Below are 19,699 nucleotides of genomic sequence, written 5' to 3' on the forward strand. Positions count from 1 at the left end.
TCACTCACTAAGACCATTTTATTATGGATATTTGGCAGCTTCTCCTTTTTATTCCTGCTTGCTTCGCTCTAAATATGGCTCCAGGCCCAAACAATTTATTGGCAATGAATAATGCGCGTTGTTACGGCTTTAGGGCCGCGTTTACGGCCAGTTTAGGCAGAATTGCTGCTTTTTCAGCGATGATTGCGTTGTCTGCATCAGGTCTGGCTGTGATTTTGTATACGTCAGAAATGCTATTTTTGGCAATAAAGTTGGTAGGAGCGCTGTATCTACTGTGGATTGCGTTTAACCTTTGGCGTTCAGAGTCCAGCCCGATCTCTGACTTGGACAATTCGCGCAATTACGCAGGACTTGCGAAGCAAGAATTTACGCTTGCTGCTGGCAACCCGAAAGCGATACTTATTTTTACTGCATTCTTGCCGCAATTTGTTGATGCCAATGCCAACGTTCAAGAGCAGTTTTTTGCCCTTGGCTCGACGTTTTTGATATTAGAAATGGTCGCCATTTCAATCTATGCCATCTTTGGTTTGTACTTGAGGCACTGGTTTTCAAATCCAAAAATGGCGAAACGTTTCAATCGCGGATGTTCGTTGTTTTTAGCCGCATCAGGTGCGAATTTGCTACTAAGTAAGCAATAACAACACATCATCTCCGTAGATTATTTTTCTATAAAAAGAGCCGCTGATGTTACATCAGCGGCTCTTTTCGTTGATGCATCGATTATTTATTGTTACCACATCAAATCGTCAGGCACGACGAAATCTGCGTATGGATCGTCTTCTGCTGGAATGTCCGATTCAGGTTCTTTTTGTTCGATGATGACGGACTCATCACGTTGAGCAATTTTATTCGCTACTCCACGTGGAATGACAACATAGCTTTCACCAAAAATTGCGATTGCCAAAATACCTTTGATCAACTGCTCGCGGATAAGTGAATCTACATAAAGTGATTTCACTAGCGTACCGTGAGTGAAGTTGTATTTGATGTCGCCATCTTTTAAGTCGATCTTGTTCATCTCAATCAATTGATTGATCTGCGCTTTGATCTCTTTGTTTAATCGCTCAGCATTTTGCTGCTCGCTCAATTGTTTATCACGCTCTAACTGTTGGCGTTTATTCTCTTCAACCGCCGCTTTTACTTCGCGTGCTTGAACGCGTGATTTTTTAGAGCCTTTCTTCGCTTTCTTTAGTTTCTTTTCATTAACTAAGCCAGCTTTCAGCATTTGTTCTTGAAGGGTAAGTTTTGCCATGTTTTATCCAGTTAGTGCGCAATTTTGGGCATTTTACCCACTATTGCCACTTGTAGTAAATAATAGTGCTTTCTATGGGTCTAAAATGTTTGGTTGGCTTGTTATCTCTTTAATGGAAAGTGCAAAGCGGGCCTTCTCCAAAGCCCGCGAGCATTACTGAAATCTAGGTGGGTTATGGCTGCCACTGTTTAGATGTGACGAGGTTATCCATCACTTTGTTTACCGCTTGATGCGCTTTGTCGACAATGGTGTCTATATCGTTGCGATTCGCGATAAGCGGTGGAGCAAAACCGAGGATGTCACCATGTGGCATAGCGCGAGCGATTAAGCCTTGCTCTAAACAGGCCGCCGCGATTTGCGGGCCTACTTTCAAGTTTGGATCAAAGTGTGCTCGGCGAAGCTTGTCTGAAGAAAACTCCAACGCATGCAACAAGCCAACGCCACGAGTATCACCGACTAATGGATGATCGTTAAACGTCTCTGCCATACGTTGCTGCAAGTAAGCGCCGACTTCGGCCGCGTTTTGCACTAAGCCTTCACGTTCAATGATATCGAGGTTGCAGTTCGCGGCTGCCGCCCCCATTGGGTGACCAGAGTAGGTATAACCGTGTCCGATAGCGCCCCATTGGTCGGTGCCGTTTTCTAGCACACTCCAAACTCGTTCACCGACGATCACGCCAGACAGCGGTTGATACGCTGAGGTTAACCCTTTCGCTACCGTGATGAGATCTGGTTTCATGTCGTAATGGAGTGAGCCAAAATCGGAGCCGAGGCGACCAAAGCCACACACCACTTCATCCGCAATCAAGAGCACATCGTATTTGTCGAGCACTTTGCGAATCGCCTGCCAGTACCCTGCTGGTGGTGGCACAATACCGCCAGTACCGAGCACTGGTTCTGCAATCATTGCTGCTACCGTTTCTGGGCCTTCTTCCAAGATCATCGCTTCGAGTTGATCTGCGCAATATTGAGAGAATTCGAGCTCAGACATACTCTCGTCTTCACGGCGATAATAATATGGCGCGATGGTGTGTTTGATACGCTCAAGTGGTAAATCAAAATGGGCGTGGAACAGCGGCAAACCTGTCATTGAACCGGACGCGATACTTGAACCATGGTAGCCGCGGTCACGCGAAATGATTTTTTTCTTCTCTGGTAGACCACGAGCATTGTTGTAATACCATACCAACTTAAGTTGAGTTTCGTTCGCGTCGCTGCCTGACATGCCGTAGTAAACTTTGCTCATGCCTTCAGGCGCCATTTTGATGATGCGATCTGACAGTGTCACGAGCGCTTCGTTCGTATGACCGACGTACGTGTGGTAGTACGCCAGTTCTTTGGCTTGCTCATAAATCGCATCGGCCATTTCGGTCCTGCCATAGCCAATGTTTACACAATACAACCCGGCAAAGCCGTCTATCAGCTCGATGCCTTCTGAATCGGTGATGCGTATTCCGCTTCCGCTCGAGATAATTCTTCCCGGAAGCTCCCCGGCCGCATACTGCTTCAGGTGGGTTGAGGCATGAAATACTCTCTGACGATCGATCTCTAAAAGTTGTTGGGTTTTGTTACTCATGATCCTTCTCCTCGAATAATTGGATATCCATATTTCGTGTCTCAACTGCCACTGACGGTTGGTAAAGCGCCTAAGCAGCAGTATTTGATTTCGCTGTATTCTTCAAATCCGTGACGGCTTCCTTCTCGTCCAAGACCAGACTGTTTCACGCCGCCGAATGGGATAGGGTGCCCTGTCATTTTGACGGAGTTCACGCTCACCATGCCAAACTCCAAGCCGCGCATGCAGTGCCAAATTTGGTGAATATCGTGACCATAAACATAGGCAGCTAAGCCGTACTCAGTGTCGTTGCTCATTTCAATCACGGTATCTAAGTCTTGGTAAGGCAATACGCCTGCCACAGGACAAAAATTCTCTTCGCGATACACCGCCATTTCAGGGGTTACATCGGCTAGCAATGTCGGCGCGAAGAAGTTTTCGCCTGGTACGGGCTGGTTGTATCCCGCTACCAATCGCGCGCCTTTGTCGAGCGCGTCACGCACCAAATCATGCGCTTTATCCACCGCAGTGCGATTAATAAGTGGTCCCATGGTGGTTTTTTCGTCTAAGCCATTGCCCAAAACGATGTGGCTCATTTCTTTGGCAAACGCTTCCAAAAACGCTTCGTACTTATCGTCAGGGACGAAAATACGGTTTGCGGCCAAGCAGTCTTGTCCTGCGGTTTGAAACTTCGCATCCACGGCGGCTTTGGCTGCTTGCTCGACATCCATATCTGGCAGCACGATGAAAGGGGCGTTACCACCGAGTTCCATACTGCACTTCTTCACGGTTTGTGCCGCGTCGCGTAGCAATAGTTTGCCTACTCGAGTTGAGCCTGTGAACGAGAGCGCTTTGACTTTATCGGAGTGACACAAGGTTTGTGACACCATCACCGCATCGCCAGTGATCACGTTAAACACACCAGGTGGAAAGCCAGCTCGATCTGCTAACTCTGCCAACGCTAACGCAGAAAAAGGCGTTTCACTGGCTGGCTTAATGAGCACCGGACAGCCTATTGCTAGTGCGGCTGCGGCTTTGCGTGTGATCATGGCATTAGGAAAGTTCCATGGCGTAATCAGTGCTGCGACACCAATTGGCTCGCGCACCGTTGATAGCTGCGCATTCGGAATATGACTTGGGATGGTTTCGCCATAACAGCGGCGTGCTTCTTCGGCAAACCAACGAACAAAGGATGCGCCGTAGTCAATCTCACCTACAGCATCACCTAGTGTTTTTCCTTGCTCCATCACCATCAAATGAGCAAGGTCTTGCTTTGATTCTAGAATCAGGTCGTGCCAACGCATGAGAAATTCAGCGCGCTCTTCTGCTTGCATTTTTCGCCATTGACGAAAGGCTTGGTCGGCTTCATCAATCGCTTGATAGAGTTGTTGCTGAGATAGCTTAGTGATGTAACCGATGACCGTGCCATCTGCTGGATTATCCACCGGATGAAATTGATCACCACTTACCCATTTGCCATTCACGTACGCTAAACCTCTCACCAAACGTACGTCTTTCATTATCGCCATCATGTCGTGCGAGGCTTTTAATTCTTCAGCGTGTAAGCTGTGCAGTGCTCCCATGAGTCCTTCTCCTAGCATCGTTGTCCATAATGAAACTGTAATGGAGAAGTGACCGAAATAATTTCTGATACCGAGGTTTAAAACGTCAGAACTTTCTTTTTAGTGCCGTTAAATATGGTGTTTTTTCTGTTCACGCCTGATACGCATTTTCCCTTTTATAACAAAGCGTTTTGGTTTACTTCGAATGTGCCCGCATCACGTTTGATTGTTTTTGTCACAATGTAAGTAAAGTAGCGCTCAATGCCCACATCTGAGTCTAACCAGTTGTCGATAAGCCGCTGATATTGGTCGATATCTTCTGACTGAATTTTAAGGATGTAATCGACACCACCGCCCGTGGCATAGCAATCAGTGACTTCTTGTGAATGTTGAACCAGTTGCTCGAAGCGTTTGAACGCTTGGGCGTTGTGTTCTTTGAGCGTAACTTCAACCATAACTGACGTTCGTTTGAACAAAATATCGGTATTTACTTTTGCTCCGTAACCTTCAATGATGCCTGCTTCTTCCAGTTTTTTGACACGCTCCCAGCAAGGGCTCACGGATAGGTTGATGGCCTCGGCAAGGTGAGATTTGGTGATACGACCATTATCATGAAGTATTTGTAGAATTTTTACGTCGTAGCGATCGAGGCGCATTATGAGTCTCCCTGTTGAATACTAATCATTTCATGAAAGGCTGATGACTGGTCGCTGTTATAAGGTGCTTTCCAGTTTGCTTCTGGTATGCCATTTGTTTTGATTTCTTTAGTTGGCTTTTCAATCAGCCTATCTCGCCGCAGTCTTCGGCTATAACTGCGATAGTGTCACCGATATTCACCATAGCAGGAAAACGACGTGCCGCGAAAATACCATTGCGCTGTGACTTGTACTCAACGGGGGCGGTACCTGTGCGCTCGGTCGAGAAGATTCTCACTAATACATCGCCCTTTTTGACGGTATCGCCAAGATCAAATAAGTATTCTGTGATGCCGTGGTGTTGGCTTTGCACATAACAACTTGCATCAGGCATATCTAATAATTTAGTTGGTTGGGTTGGTTGTTCGTAGTCACCGGGCAAGTTGCCTGAGAAGCGCAAGAAGTTGCGAATGCCACGGTCGGAATAAGCGATGGTTTCTGGAGTGCTGGTTCCGCCTCCTCTTAGTTCGGTGGTAACAAAGATTTTTCCCTGAGACTCCACGGCAGTGTCATACAGGCTGGTGGCGTCCATTTCGAGCAAGATCATGGTGTAAGGTGCGCCAAACAGTTTTGCACCTAATATGCAGGCTTCTTCTTGATCGAGATTGTCGAGACGATGGGCAGCGGCGAACGGCACGATATCTAACGTTTTACCACCTGAGTGAATGTCTAACGCAAAATCGCACTTAGGAACTAGGTAACGAGTAAAATAATCCGCAATTTTCTCGGTCACTGTGCCTATGGGGTTGCCGGGAAAGCTGCGATTTAAATTCCCTTTATCGATAAACGACGTACGTGAGGCATTTTGTACCGCAGGTAAGTTCATCATGGGTACAATAATGACACGACCTTGGATTTGATCTGCCTGAAGCGAGTTCGTCAATTTTAGCAGGCTGGTGATGCCTTCGTATTCGTCTCCGTGATTACCGCCAGTAAGCAGTGCGGTTGGTCCGTGACCATTTTTGATCACGGTGATAGGTATCATAATACTGCCCCAGGCGGAGTCGTCATGTGAATAGGGCAGCGTTAAAAAGCCGTGCTGTACACCTTCTCGGTCAAAGTCTATGGTGGCTGTGATCGAGCTTTTTTGCATATCAAGTCCTTTTAGTTCTCAGACCTAGCTCAACAGAGCCTGAGGTTTGAAAAATTAGTGTTTAACAAATAAGTGGCGTGGAAAGTCACACAGAGTTTTTGCTCCATCATGGGTAATGACGATACTTTCCGTTGTTTCTAACCCCCAATCTTTGAACCACAGCCCCGGCATAAAATGGAATGTCATGCCTTCTCTCAAGATGGTTTTATCGGTGTCTCGCAAACTCATGGTTCGTTCCCCCCAATCTGGTGGGTAGCTCAAACCTATTGGGTAGCCACAACGGGCACCTTCGCGTGAGAATCCCGCTTTATCGAGAACCTGGTTTAGTGCATTGGCGATGTCGGCGCAGGTATTTCCGGGCTTTGCCACTTTCAAGCCCGCTTCAAGTCCTAGAGTCAGGGCTTCGTCGGCTCGTTTGAACTTGTCGTCAGGCTCGCCAAGAAAAATAGTGCGTGAGAGTGGGCAGTGGTAACGGCGGTGCGCCCCAGCGATTTCAAAAAACGTCCCTTCGCCTTTCTTGAAGGGTCTGTCATCCCAAGTCAGGTGAGGTGCGGAAGCATCAGAACCTGATGGCAAAAGCGGCACAATCGCGGTGTAATCGCCAAAGTGGTCTTCATGCCCGAGCACGGCTTGGCGGTTAATCTCGGCAACAAGGTGGTGTTTCGGTAATCCTGGTTCAATCATGTCGAACGCGACGCGGTGCATATTTTCAACAATGCGAGCGGCACGGTACATGTATGCCAGTTCTTGATCGGATTTAACGGCGCGGCACCAGTTGACTAGTCCAGTTGCATCGAGAAGTTGAGCATTCGGTAGGTGCGTAGTGAGTGATTCGTAAGCGGTGGCGCTAAAGTAATAGTTATCTTTTTCTACACCGATGCGACCACGATCCCAAAGGCGCGGAGCCAGTACGGCTTCGACCAGGAAATCCATCGGGTGTAGCGGCGGATTCATTACATAATGGTCTGGATAGTAGGTGATGTTTTCTGCCGACATATACGCAGTCCTGTATGCTCCGTTGGCATCTTGGCAGCGTCCAAACCAAACTGGCTCATCAGATGGACCAACAACGACACATTGTGGCACGTAAAAAGACCACCCATCATAGCCTGTCAGCCACGCCATGTTAGAAGGGTCATGAATGATAAGGACATCCAATTCTCTTTCTTCCATCGATTGCCGAACTTTCGTTAACCGATCCTGGAACTCATCCAGTGTAAAATGCAAAGCAACGCCTCTCATATTTTCTCCTTGTTAGAAATCCGACGCCTTATGGGCCTTCGGAGACGCTGAGGTATTTCTACCAGCTAGCCAGATCTGCGTTAAAAATGATTGCAATTTACCTCTGGGGTTGTATTTGGATTGAACGATGCTGTTTAACATGTTTGTTTAACCCATACATTTCATGTCAATCATTACAATTGTGGTTTATTTTTGTGCATTTCACCTCGTTTTGTGAGTTAAAGTTCGCCATTTGTTAAATGGAAGTTACAATGAGCATTAAAAATGAATCAATTAAAATATTGTGTCATGACAATTTCTTTGAACCCGATCATTCGGCCAGGCACCGCTAAATACATCTCCATTGGTAACTATCTTGTCGAATGTGTCCGCAGTGGTTATCTAAAACCGGGAACTCGATTACCCACACATCGTGAGTTTGCAGAGCAAATTGGCGTCAGCGTACAAACGGTGAGCCATGCATATGGTTATGCAGAGAAAAAAGGGGCGATCGAGTCTTGGGTTGGGAATGGTACTTTTGTCAAATCAGGTTTTGTGGATGAAAGTACGGACACGGAGTTCATGCTGACACAAGAGATGAAAGAAACGCCGGATGAAATTGATATGTCGATTGCACATCCAGTGGTGACCGATCGCCACATTACGCTTTTTAATCAGGCGTTAATGGAGATTGCTGGGCAAACAAACAATCGTGGTTTGATCAGTAAAGCAAAGCCGGTAACAGGTCAGCCTCATCATATTGAGTCAGGAATACGATTTCTAAGTAGCCAAGGGCTGGATGTGGGTGCCGATCAAATATTACTCACAAATGGTGCATGCCATGGTTTAACGTTGGCTTTAAGCACAGTTGTTGAACACGGTGATTTAGTTGCTTGTGGTCACTTGGTTGATCATGGCTTGATCTCTCGCTCGAGAATGCTTGGATTTAAGTTGCAACCACTTGAAATGGATGAGTTTGGTATAACGCCGGATGCATTTGAATGGGCATGTAAACACAAACCAATCAAGGTATTGTGTTGCACACCGAGCATGGCTAACCCGACTAGTGCGCATATGGATGTTGCACGCCGAGAGGCGATAGCGAATATTGCGCAGCAATACGACATCTATGTCATTGAAGATGACGTGTATGGAGCACTAGAACCTAACCGTGTCCCACCCCTTGCCACATTGTTACCCGAACAAGCTTTCTATGTCACCAGTTTAACCAAAGTTGTAGCGCCAGGCATGCGCACTGGCTATCTGACGGTCCCACGTCATTTTCTGCAGCACGCGATTGGTCGTTTAGCGGCTACGAGTTGGTCTGCGACTCCATTACCATTTGAAGTCGCTCATTTGTGGATCGAAAACGGTACGTTAAATCGACTTATTCGCTTTCAAGTCAATGAGTTTGCTAAGCGACAGCGAATAGCAAAAGCCGCTTTAGAAGGGCATGTTTATAGCTCGCACCCGAATGGACAGCATATTTGGTTGAGACTACCCGAGCAGTGGAATAGCGATGACCTGGTTGCTTCGGCTAAGCGTTCAGGGGTGCAGATCACGGGATACAAACCGTTTGTTCTCGATACTAATCAGCCAATGCCTTACGTGCGAATCAGTTTGGGAGCAGAAACAAACCGAGGCTACATCAAACACGGGTTATCTGTGATTGCTGAAATTCTCGATACCAACCCTCCCACCTCACACTTTTTAGTTTGAGCGATAGGTTATTTATGCTTTTATCTGATGGGCTTAAACGTTTGTAACTGAGTTTTTTCTTGTCGCCATTGCCTTGGCGATTTTCCCGTCCAGCGACGAAAGTGGCGGCTGAAGACCGCAGTTTCTGCATAGCCCAGTTGCAACGCGATATCGGTAATACTCTGAATATTCTCATGCAATCGCTGTTCGGCGAAATCCTGACGCACTTGTTGTAAAAGCTGCCGATAATTTGTGCCCTGTTGTTTCAGCTTGTTTTGCAGCATTCTCGGATGCAGATCCAATGCTCTTGCAACGCGCTCAACGCTGCATTCTCCGGTTGAGAGCAGACGGCCAATCATGTTTGCTGCTTGGTCACTGAGATTGTTGGGGTAACGGGTTTGCAGCTCTTTGAGGTGCTGTTGAAAATGGCGCTCTAGTGCGTCTTCATCTTGGTGGTTCTTAGCGTTAAGCAGAGTCGCTTTAAGTAGGATACCGTCAAACTTATCACCGAAACGCAGTTTGTTCTGCTGGGCAAACTTGCTTTTTTCTACTTCCAATGTTGCGTGTTGAGTCAAATGTAGCGCGAAGTGACTTGCTTCAATATCAAGTAAGCTCGCAACAAACATCGCCAGATGCGACACAATGAGCTGCATCAACTGCGCGATACCTCGTTCGCTGTGCACATCAATATTGAGCGACAACCGTACCCAATCATCTTGTGGCGTCATGTTGAGAGTTACCCCTGACGAATGTAGATAGAGAAAATCATTCACCCGCGCCAAGGCATCACCAACCGTTTCCGCGCGAGAAACCAGCATTGGTAAGTCCCCCAAGCTCTGTAGGTTTTGACGCTCAGCGAGTAACGCACCAAACAACGGTTGCTGACAACGAGCAGCCGCTTCCTCCAGCAATTCAGCCAGCCTAGGGTAGGCGAGATACGTATCGGGATTGCGAAACTGCGCCGCAGACAGCCCGACGGCAGCCATAATCTCAACCGGATTCTGCCCCAGTTCGGAAACCAAGCTATCAAATTTATCGGCAGCGCCACTTCGTACGATATACATGTCTCGATTTTTAAATGTTAACAGGTTGTAAGTCGCAATGTATCAAATTTACTTCGCAAAAGGTCAAGTGAGTGTCAGTGAGTTGATCTAGGTTACATTTTGATAACAAAAACGCATGAATGAGAAGGTGTATGGAACTTATCAATAAAACGGCCATCGTGACTGGCGCTGCGGGTGGAATTGGGCAAGCTATTATTGCAAAGCTAAGAGAGCAAGGAGCCAAAGTGCTTGCTGTCGATATTTCAGAGCAATCACTGCAAATGTACGCAAGTTTTGGCCCTAAGCAGTTGGAAACCTTTGTTGCGGACGTCACCGATTACCAACAAGTCGAAGCCATGGTGAAGTACGCGGTCGAACTATTTGGCTCACTTGACATCATGGTCAACAACGCGGGCATCGGTGCACCGAAACCTCTGCTTGACCACGACCCAATTGCTGATTTTGAGCCGATCTCAAAGGTCAACCAAAATGGTGTCTACTACGGAATTCTCGCCGCTGGGCGACAATTCCAAGCGCAAGGCACGCCGGGCGTGATCCTCAATACTTCTTCTGTTTACGCACGAATGGCGTCTGAGATGACCTTTACCTACAACGTCAGTAAAGCCGCAGTCGATATGATGACCAAATGCGCCGCATTAGAACTCGCACCATTGGGTATTCGTGTTTGCGCTGTCGCTCCGGGACGCGTTGATACTCCGATGTTAAGGCAATACGAAGAGATTGGCCTGTGGGACCACATCCGCAAAGAACAGATGCGTCAAAACTTCACACAACCAGAAGAGATTGCTGATGTGGTGGCGTTTCTGGTCAGCGAGAAAGCCAACTGTATCAACGGTTGTACCATCAGCGCATCTGACGGTTTCGAGAATTTTAAGTACCCACTTATGGGATAGGCGAGTACGCCACATTACAGCAACAGCGAGGATGTAAGTTATGTCATTACCAGAAGTTATTCAGCACCAAGATTTCTTATTAACTCTTAATACCAATGAAGAGTCGATCATCAAAGACGCATTACCGGGTGTGGATGTTTATCCCCTGTTTCTTGATCCAGAAAACGGAACTTGGGTGATACGCGCCAAGTTCAAACCGGGCGTGACTTTACCTAAGCACTTCCACACTGGTGTGGTGCATTTCTATACACTGAGTGGCGCTTGGCACTACATTGAATACCCAAACCAAGTCCAAACCGCTGGTAGTTATTTGTATGAGCCAGGTGGTTCGATTCATACCTTTCACTGTCCAGAAGAGTCGGGTGGTGCAGATGGCTTTATGGTGATCCAAGGTGCGAACATTAACTTTGACGACGAGGGTAACTTCATCAACATCATGGATGCAGGTTGGATTGAGCAAGTTGTTATTGCAACAGCGAAAGCACAAGGCTTCACTGCGCGCTACATCAAACCGGGTGCGATTGCTGGCCTAAGCGATGAGCTAGCGGAGTAACCCCATGCAACAGATGAACAGTATCATAATGCAGGATGGTAGTGTCCGCCTGAAGCAAGTCGAAATCCCCAAACCTGCAGCGGGACAAGTGTTGGTTCGTAGTCTAGCTTGTGGCATTTGTGGCTCCGACCTTCACATTACTCGACACGCGGATGAGGTATTTGATGTATTCCACCAGCTCGGGTTGATGCCTGATGAAGCCGGTGAGCACGCTCAAGTGATGTTGGGGCATGAGTTCTGTGCGGAAATTATCGAATACGGTGCCGATACGCAGCAAACGTTGTCCGTTGGTAGCCGAGTCACCTCAGTGCCGATGTTGCTCAGCCAAAATGGCGCGGGCGTTGGTGTTACTCCGGGTACTTATGGCGCTTACTCTGAGTACTTCCTGCTTGATGAAGCGTTATTGCTACCTGTGCCAGACGGAATGCCATCTGAGGCGGCGGCACTGACTGAACCACTGGCGGTCGGTTTGCACGCGGTCAATCGCAGTGAAATCGAGACGGAAGAAACAGCGCTGGTTGTCGGTTGCGGTCCTATAGGGCTGGCTGTGATTGCTGCACTGAAACAACGTGGCGTCAGCAATATTCTTGCGGTCGATCTTCAGGAAGAAAAGCTGCAACTTGCCAGCGAGTTTGGCGCAAATCGATTGATCAACCCGACCAAGGAAGACGAGATCGCCGTTGGTGAGCAGTACGCGATGAACTCACGTCTGGTCATTTATGAATGTGTGGGCAAGCATACCTTGATTGACGATTTTATGCGCCGCGCCCCTGCCCGAGCGCGAATCGTCATCTCGGGTATCCATACGACACCCGCAATCATTAACTACGCGTACGCAACGGTAAAAGAGCTCGACTTGAGATTCTCTTACTACTACCAACCGCACGAGTTTGAGCAATGCCTACAAGCGATTGCCGAACATAAGTTGCCTTGGCAGAAAATGCTCACTGCCAAAGTAGGGATCGATGGTGTGGAAGATGCGTTTAGACAGTTAATGACGCCAAATGACCACATCAAAGTCGTTATCGAACCTTGGCGCTGCGGCGCGTTAGAAGTGATTTAACTCTTAGCCAGATTAAGCTAGCTAAAACCAATTTTAGTTTGGTGACAGCCCCAACCGTAGCTGCTAGGTTGGGGCTTTTTTGTTAGGCCTGTTCTGCGCATTCCTGTTGCAGAGCAGGGTAATCGGTGTAGCCTCGTTCGTTTCCGCCAAACAACGTTGAGCCATCGAGTTCTGCCAACGGATGGTGATGTTGCAAGCGAGAGACTAAGTCTGGGTTTGCTACGAATGGCCGTCCGAATGCGACAAGATCCGCGTAGCCTTTCTCTAATACTTCGTTTGCTCGTTGAGGATCGTAGCGACCGGCAACAATAATAGCGTTGCGAAAGCGCTTTCTAAGTTCGACTCGAAACGTCTCAGGAATCGTTGGTGCATCGGCCCAATCGGCCTCGGACAAGTGCAAGTAGGCAATGTCGCGCTCCTGTAGCTGTTTTGATGCCTCTAGGATCGTTGGCACGATATCTGGGCAGTCCATATCTTTAAACGTAATGAATGGTGCCAATCTCACTCCAACTCGATGCGCACCAACAGCGGCGATAACTGCATCCACCACTTCGATAAGAAAACGGATACGATTTTCTCGTGAACCGCCGTAGTTGTCTGTTCGATGGTTTGAGTTGGTTCTTAAGAACTGATCGATCAGATACCCATTCCCGCCGTGGATTTCTACACCATCAAAACCCGATTCAATAGCGCGTTTGGCTGCGTTCGCGAAATCACCGACAACTCGGTTGATATCCGCTTGTGTCATGGCGCGTGGCTCAACACAATCGACCATATTGCCGTTGCCTTGTTCATCTGCAATCCAAACTTGCGTCTCTACCGGAGCGAGCGCAGATGGCGCGATAGGCTGTTCACCATTTTGGAATGTTGGGTGAGACACTCTGCCCACATGCCATAGCTGACAAAACATCGCTGCGCCTTGTGATTTGACCGCTTGGGTCACACCCTGCCAGCCCGCCACTTGCGCATCGGTGTAAACGCCAGGGGTGAACGAATAGCCTTGAGAATCGTCTGAAATTTGTGTGGCTTCGGAAATGATCAGCCCGGCAGAAGCGCGCTGTTGATAATACGTTGCCATCATCTCATTCGGGATGTTGCCCGGCTGAGTGGTGCGTGCGCGAGTCATTGGTGCCATGACAATACGGTTTTGTAGTGACAACGCTTTCAGTTGAGCTGGTTCAAACAGCTTATTTGTTCTTTGTTTCATGTTGCGCTCCTTAGATAAGTACTGGCACGTTGGTCGCTTTCCGAGCGGTTGTCATCCAGTGAAGTACGGCTGGATCCCATTGCACTTCGGGCGCACTGAAAAAACCGCGTAGAATGGAAAACATAATGGCTTGATCAACCAGTGACGTTTGCTTTTCTGAACTTAGGTTGAGCAAGGGTTTAGTTTGTTCTATCAAAGCGGCGACTTCTTTCGCAATCGCTGGTGTATCGTTAATCAAGGCTTCAAAATTTAACGCTTCGGTTTCTTTTTTTGCACGCCATGCTTGTTTAGCGGTTTCTGTTGCAAATTCCGGTAACGTCATGTTTGACCAACGCGGATACCCGACTTTTTGTAGCGGTAAAAACGCTTGTTTTTGCCAGTCTAAAACCGGTGCTGAGGGTTGGCTGTTTTCGCTGGAAGATGCCAATTCAAGGAAGTAGTTGATGATGTCTAAGCTTTCCGCCATGGCTTCACCATCGTCTTTGATCAAAAGAGGAACTTGTTTTGCGCCGATAAGGTTTGTGGTGGTGCTCTCGTCGTCATAAGCAATGTTGATGACGTCGAGCTGAATATTCAGCATGCCTGCAACAAAACGGACGCGGGCGCTAAAGGGGCAATGTTCATAAATGTACAGTTTCATGTTTTGTTTCCTATCTCTGGCTGGGCAGGGCGTGTTGTTGTGCGTTGTACAGCGTTACGGCGTTTAACTTTGCCCTGTCACATAACGTTCTGGTTCTAAACAATGTCGATAGGGCCAGTATATGGATTCGACTTAATTTGATAATTGGGTAATATCTGAATTGATTATTCAGTTTTTCTAAACAATAAGGGCGCGAAGATGGATAAGTTTTCGGATATGACGTTGTTTGTCAGCATCGTTAAACATCAAGGTCTGGCAGCGGCGGGAAGGGAGCTAGGTTTGTCTCCGGCGACGGTAACGGCAAGGCTGCAAGCGATAGAAGAACGCTATGGTGTAAAGCTGCTCAACCGAAGCACACGCCACGTATCACTCACGGACGCAGGGGCAATGTACCATCAAGCTTGTCTGAACATCATTGATAGCGTGAAAGAGACGGAAAACTTACTTCAAACTGGTATTTCGGAAGTGCGCGGAACGTTGAAAATTTCAGCTCCACGAGATATTGGCAAACAAATTATTTCGCCGATGGTGTCGGCTTTTTCTGAGCAATATCCGGATGTGACGCCTTATCTTTATCTTAATGACAATTTATCGAACTTGGCTGAATCGGGGCTCGATTTGGTGATTCGTTACGGTGAGTTAGCGGACAGTAATCTCATTTCGCGCAAGCTGGCGTCGAGTCAACGTGTGCTGTGTGCGTCACCGGATTATTTGTCGAAGCAAGGTGTCCCAAACTGCCCACAAGATCTCGCGGTTCATCGCTGCTTAGCCATGGTGCGCAGCAATGAAGAATTAAAAACGTGGCACTTTAAAGATGAAGAGTCTCACCAAACGATCACGGTCACGCCAAAGCGATTTTCTGATGATGGTGAAGTGATTCGACAATGGGCGTTGGACGGTGCGGGGATTGCGTTGAAATCGATTTTAGATATTCAGCAAGACCTAAAACAACAACGTTTAGTAACGGTTTTGGATGGGTATATGAAAAACTTCAGCGCCTTTTCGCAAGGCGCTGAAGCGGATCTGCATGTCATTTATCAAAGCCGTCAATATCAACCGAAAAGAGTTCGCCTGTTTTTGGACTTTCTAGTTGAGCAATTTAGCGCGCTGAGTGATACCAGCAATCAGATCTAGATGCGATTCAGAGGTTTCGCGGCGGTGGCGATAAATCCCGACGGTGCCAGGGTTTGGTTCGTTTTCCATGGTTAAGCATCGTAAGCCAAAGGATTCCAAATACGGTTTGAGGTGGCGGGTATAAGACATCACCGCGACGCTTTCTTTCAGTACATCAATACTGGCGAGCAGAGAATCCACTTCGTAAGTCGGTCTGTCATCCAGTTGCTGCCTTTCGCGTTCATTTTGCTTCGGGATTGGGTTATCGATGACGTGAGCGAATTTCTTAGCGTCATAAGTGACCGAAAGAGCGGGGTATTCGTGCAGCATATCTTCGGTGACGGTTTTCTCTAGAAGTGGGTGGTTTGGGGAAACAAAATAGGCATCAACCGTTTGAAATAGCGGAATAAACGTAACATCGCATTTAGACGACAATCCGACAATCTCGTGGCCGATGAAGAATTCAATCTGTTCGTTGATTAATGAATCCATCAAGCCTAAGTGGTTGCCAAATTCGACGTGCGTAGATGCCGAAGGCTGCTTGGTCAGATGGTCATTGAGTGCTTGTTTGACGAACAGCGGCCACCACGCATCGCCAGTACCTATTTTAATTTTTCCGACTTGATACTGTTTTCGTTCATCAATGCTTTGCATCATTTGGTTGTATTCATGCTGCATCGCGTTGCTATGGCGATAGAGGATGCGTCCGTATTCGGTCAACACCATGCCATTAGGATGACGTTCAAACAGCGTCACGCCGAGATTCTCTTCCAGCTTCTTTAAATTGCTTGTTACCGTTGGCTGGCTTAACCCTGCCATTCTTGCCGCAGCACTGATGCTTTGGCAGCGTGCAACCAGTAAAAATTGCTGCAGAGATTTGTCCATTTTCTTTCCCCTCTAAGAACGAGGGGTATTTTGCACAATTTCATTTATAAATCACAAATCTGTAATCTCATTTGATTGAAATTATGCGCATTTCATAGATCTACATCACTGTTGGGGTTTGACGTATAGATGTTATCTATAGCTCGCTCCTGACTTCCTATTTTCCCATCAAAAGGGTGTTCTTTAGACTGTCGCCAAAACAACAATCTAAGGGATGAACATGAAACCGAGTTTTATTGCGCTTGCTGTCGCGTCTTGTATTGGTCTTGCTGGATGTGGGTCAGATTCCTCTGATGCGCCTGTGCCGGTCGACAAACCAATTATTTCAGCCGACTTATATTTACGTGGTTTAAATGGGGATTGGGGCACGGCAGAGCATGCCAAGCTAAACTATTTGGGTAATAACGAGTACGAAACCGTACTGCGCGTCGCTCGAGGTAGCAATCAGTTCAAGATTGCTGATCCGGGTTGGCAGATCCAATACACCTATTTTGAGGAGCCCGCGGCGTTCGATAAAGCTCAAGAGTACCTGCCAAAACCGGACACGAATGAAGCGTGTATGAACGATGATTGCAACTCTGAGATCACGTTTGAAGACAAAGGGTATTACAAGTTTTCTGTGAGCTTTGCCGATGAAAGTCGCGCGTCAATGACTGTGACGAAAGCAACACAAGAAGAAGCGGAAAAATACTACTCTGATGCGATTCTCGACCCTGCAATGGTGCATGAAGGGCATCAGAGCAAAGAAGTGAAACTGTTCGCCAATTACGATGACTCGAGTGATACCGTGATTTTCTCGGTGAAAGATCCTAAAGCGGAGCTGCGTGAATTTGGTATTTCAACGACGACAGAATTGCGTGATGCGCTCGACCAAGGCTTAGTGATTAATGAGCAAACAGGGCCGCGAGTGGTGTCGGGTGATGTCGCGTTTGACGCGTTGTTTGCATTGACGATGAAAGAGCTAGACCAGCTTGCCGTTTCTGAAATCAAAGACGGCAATTACAACTACAACAACCCAATCAAAGCGGAAGTTTTTGAGACGGGCGCGAAGTGGCATTACGTATGGACGCGTGATTTGGCGTACGCAGCAGACCTTTCGCTTGCATTGATGAATCCAACTCGCGTGCAAAATGGTTTGAATTTCAAATTGTCCGCTTTCCGCGATACGACCGATCAGCAATACGATGGCGAGCAGATTGTGCAAGATACGGGCACGGGCGGTAGCTGGCCAATTAGTACCGACCGCACGACTTGGGCGCTTGGTGCAGAACGCTTACTTTCGGCATTGGATGGAGAAGAGTACAACCAGTTTGCCGAGCGCGCTTACAAAGCGATCAGTAATACACTTGAAGCCGATCGCCTGGCGGCTTTTGATGCGAAATCTGGTTTATACACTGGTGAGCAATCATTCCTTGATTGGCGTGAGGAAACGTATTCAACGTGGACGCCAAACGATGTCAATGCGATTGGTAGCAGCAAAGCGTTATCGACAAACGTGGTTCACTACCGCGCGATTCAGCTCGCGGCTAAGTTGGCAGAGAAGTACGACTCAACCAACGCGGTCAAATACACTGAATGGGCTGCTCAGTTAAAAAACGCTATCAACGAGCAGTTTTGGAATGCCGAACGCGGTATGTACGTAAGCTATTTGTTTGATAATGGCAAAGACATCGCGGTCGACAAATACGACATGTTGGGCGAAGCACTTGCGATCATCAGTGGTGTGGCAAGTGATGCGCAGGCGAAACAAATCATGGCCAATTACCCACACAGTGAGTTTGGCGTGCCGGTTTATTTCCCTCAACAACCAGACGTGCCTGTGTACCATAACCGCGCAATTTGGCCATTTGTTACCGCGTACAGCTTGCGTGCCGCGCATCAAACACAAAACGTGGCAGCAGCGAACAATGCCATTCAATCGTTGGTTCGTGGTACGGCAACCAATTTATCCAACATGGAAAACTTAGAGTGGCTTTCTGGTAAGTCATTCATCATCCATAGTGATCATGGCGAAGATCCGAGCTTGGATGGCCCAGTGATTAACTCTCAGCGTCAGCTTTGGTCTGTGGGTGGCTACTTGAACATGGTGGTAGAGACCCTATTCGGCATCCATACCGAAACGGGTAAGTTGGAAGTGAAGCCATTTATCACAAGTTGGGTGCGCAATAACTTGTTGGCTCAGTCTGAACAAATCAAGTTGGAAAACTTTGCCTTCAAAGGAAAGAACTACTCGGTAACCATTGATTTGCCTGAAGTAAGCAAAGATGAAACGGGCTACTACCCAGTTGAAAATGTCACGATGGACGAAGAGGGGCATTTCCACGTGACACTGGGTGCGCTTGTGAATGTAGATAGCAGCATTACTTTGGTTTCTGGTGTGAAACCGTATGTGAGTGAAGACAGTCGCGTTTATTCTCCGCAAGAGCCAACATTGGTGGTAAAAAGCGTTGATAATTCGGTTTCGATTGACGTGACGAGCAAGTACAACGTGAACTTGTATCGCAATGGCGAGCTGATTCAAAAGAACGTGATTGCTCAATCTTATTCCGATACGCCAACAGGTTTTGCTTGTTATTTGGCTGAAAGCATTAACGATAAAGGCTTCCGTTCTAACCCAAGCCAGCCAGTTTGTGTCGGTGAAGAGATCCGCATCAAACTTGATGGCGAATATCAGCCACTCAAAGACAATGTCTCAGTGGTTACGGTGAGCAAAGACAGCGGCGTCGTAAAAGGTGCAGAGTCGTTTACAGCTCCTGTAACGGGCACTTACCAGTTCGATGCTTGGTACAACAATAACCTAGGGCAACTTAATACTGGTATCACGAACACCGTGAAATTGTTAGAGGTATTGGATGATGCAGGTAAAGTGGTTGGCCAAGGTTACTTGCAGATGGGCCATATTGGTGAAAACCAAGGTATGCGTTACTCGACGCCAATTGAAGTAGCGTTGGAGCAGGGGAAAACCTATCAGATCGCGCTGAAGGACCACTTCAATATGAGTTACCTCACATCGAATGAAACCTACATCTACGCTGGTGGTATTGAGGGTGAAAAGAACGAAGCGCAAATCGCAGATATTCGAATCACACCTTTAATGTAGGCTGTTTTAACAAAGCTGTGTTATAAAAAACTGTGTTCTAAGAAAAACAAAGCCGCTGAGATTATCAGCGGCTTTGTTGTATTTGCTATCGGGGGCCGTTTACAG

General features: G+C 47.5%; 17 protein-coding genes. 7 read left to right on the forward strand and 10 right to left on the reverse strand.

The window, feature by feature from the left end; genetic code table 11:
* Window positions 1-23 precede the first annotated feature (23 nt).
* Window positions 24-638 (forward strand): LysE family translocator, encoded by a 615-nt coding sequence (locus tag R7P69_RS05315; RefSeq protein ID WP_017633575.1) that lies wholly within the window; start codon window positions 24-26, stop codon window positions 636-638.
* A 92-nt stretch (window positions 639-730) separates the two neighbouring features.
* On the opposite strand, the gene R7P69_RS05320 is transcribed toward R7P69_RS05315, so the two are convergent.
* From R7P69_RS05320 to doeA, 6 genes are all read right to left on the reverse strand, one after another.
* Window positions 731-1,252 (reverse strand): DUF2058 domain-containing protein, encoded by a 522-nt coding sequence (locus tag R7P69_RS05320; RefSeq protein ID WP_033906326.1) that lies wholly within the window; start codon window positions 1,250-1,252, stop codon window positions 731-733.
* A gap of 172 nt (window positions 1,253-1,424) precedes the next feature.
* Entirely contained in the window at window positions 1,425-2,828 is a 1,404-nt protein-coding gene (locus R7P69_RS05325) for an aspartate aminotransferase family protein (RefSeq protein ID WP_053304591.1), read from the reverse strand.
* Between the two features lie 41 nt (window positions 2,829-2,869).
* Window positions 2,870-4,390, reverse strand: coding sequence for an NAD-dependent succinate-semialdehyde dehydrogenase (locus R7P69_RS05330; protein ID WP_318121448.1), 1,521 nt, complete (start codon window positions 4,388-4,390; stop codon window positions 2,870-2,872).
* Window positions 4,391-4,545: 155 nt separating this feature from the next.
* Entirely contained in the window at window positions 4,546-5,025 is a 480-nt protein-coding gene (locus tag R7P69_RS05335) for an Lrp/AsnC family transcriptional regulator (protein WP_053349313.1), read from the reverse strand.
* 124 nt (window positions 5,026-5,149) lie between these two features.
* Window positions 5,150-6,157, reverse strand: a complete 1,008-nt coding sequence (gene doeB, locus R7P69_RS05340; RefSeq protein WP_005373782.1) for a N(2)-acetyl-L-2,4-diaminobutanoate deacetylase DoeB — start codon at window positions 6,155-6,157, stop codon at window positions 5,150-5,152.
* Between the two features lie 54 nt (window positions 6,158-6,211).
* On the reverse strand, window positions 6,212-7,399 hold the full coding sequence (gene doeA, locus R7P69_RS05345) for an ectoine hydrolase DoeA (RefSeq protein WP_005373780.1): 1,188 nt from the start codon (window positions 7,397-7,399) through the stop codon (window positions 6,212-6,214).
* Window positions 7,400-7,663: 264 nt separating this feature from the next.
* Here doeA and R7P69_RS05350 point away from each other — a divergent pair, with 264 nt between their 5' ends.
* Window positions 7,664-9,097: a PLP-dependent aminotransferase family protein gene (locus tag R7P69_RS05350; protein ID WP_238952756.1), complete on the forward strand. Its 1,434-nt coding sequence runs from the start codon at window positions 7,664-7,666 to the stop codon at window positions 9,095-9,097.
* Window positions 9,098-9,117: 20 nt separating this feature from the next.
* Here the strand turns inward: R7P69_RS05350 and R7P69_RS05355 are convergent, their stop codons facing one another.
* Window positions 9,118-10,140, reverse strand: a complete 1,023-nt coding sequence (locus R7P69_RS05355) for a helix-turn-helix domain-containing protein (protein ID WP_318121452.1) — start codon at window positions 10,138-10,140, stop codon at window positions 9,118-9,120.
* A 131-nt stretch (window positions 10,141-10,271) separates the two neighbouring features.
* Between R7P69_RS05355 and R7P69_RS05360 the strand changes: the two genes are divergently transcribed.
* The 3 genes from R7P69_RS05360 to R7P69_RS05370 are packed head-to-tail and all read left to right on the forward strand — an operon-like array spanning window position 10,272 to window position 12,649.
* Window positions 10,272-11,033, forward strand: a complete 762-nt coding sequence (locus R7P69_RS05360) for an SDR family NAD(P)-dependent oxidoreductase (protein WP_104980454.1) — start codon at window positions 10,272-10,274, stop codon at window positions 11,031-11,033.
* Window positions 11,034-11,073: 40 nt separating this feature from the next.
* Complete coding sequence (locus R7P69_RS05365) at window positions 11,074-11,586, forward strand: 2,4'-dihydroxyacetophenone dioxygenase family protein (RefSeq protein ID WP_053304588.1); 513 nt, start codon at window positions 11,074-11,076, stop codon at window positions 11,584-11,586.
* 4 nt (window positions 11,587-11,590) lie between these two features.
* Window positions 11,591-12,649, forward strand: a complete 1,059-nt coding sequence (locus R7P69_RS05370; protein ID WP_053304587.1) for a zinc-binding dehydrogenase — start codon at window positions 11,591-11,593, stop codon at window positions 12,647-12,649.
* 82 nt (window positions 12,650-12,731) lie between these two features.
* On the opposite strand, the gene R7P69_RS05375 is transcribed toward R7P69_RS05370, so the two are convergent.
* Together R7P69_RS05375 and grxB are read right to left on the reverse strand one after the other, a co-directional pair.
* On the reverse strand, window positions 12,732-13,856 hold the full coding sequence (locus R7P69_RS05375) for an alkene reductase (RefSeq protein ID WP_158155772.1): 1,125 nt from the start codon (window positions 13,854-13,856) through the stop codon (window positions 12,732-12,734).
* A gap of 10 nt (window positions 13,857-13,866) precedes the next feature.
* Complete coding sequence (gene grxB, locus R7P69_RS05380) at window positions 13,867-14,496, reverse strand: glutaredoxin 2 (RefSeq protein ID WP_158155774.1); 630 nt, start codon at window positions 14,494-14,496, stop codon at window positions 13,867-13,869.
* A 198-nt stretch (window positions 14,497-14,694) separates the two neighbouring features.
* Here grxB and R7P69_RS05385 point away from each other — a divergent pair, with 198 nt between their 5' ends.
* Entirely contained in the window at window positions 14,695-15,630 is a 936-nt protein-coding gene (locus R7P69_RS05385) for a LysR family transcriptional regulator (RefSeq protein WP_140309257.1), read from the forward strand.
* Here R7P69_RS05385 and R7P69_RS05390 read toward each other — a convergent pair.
* A complete protein-coding gene (locus R7P69_RS05390) occupies window positions 15,583-16,494 on the reverse strand; it encodes a LysR family transcriptional regulator (RefSeq protein WP_238952755.1) in 912 nt (303 codons plus the stop codon). The two genes, R7P69_RS05385 and R7P69_RS05390, sit on opposite strands and share 48 nt — an antisense overlap.
* A 220-nt stretch (window positions 16,495-16,714) precedes the next feature.
* Between R7P69_RS05390 and R7P69_RS05395 the strand changes: the two genes are divergently transcribed.
* On the forward strand, window positions 16,715-19,594 hold the full coding sequence (locus tag R7P69_RS05395; RefSeq protein ID WP_238952754.1) for an amylo-alpha-1,6-glucosidase: 2,880 nt from the start codon (window positions 16,715-16,717) through the stop codon (window positions 19,592-19,594).
* Window positions 19,595-19,699: the final 105 nt, after the last annotated feature.

It is taken from the genome of Vibrio sp. 661 (assembly GCF_033339315.1).
GTDB classification, from domain to species: Bacteria; Pseudomonadota; Gammaproteobacteria; order Enterobacterales; family Vibrionaceae; genus Vibrio; species Vibrio alginolyticus.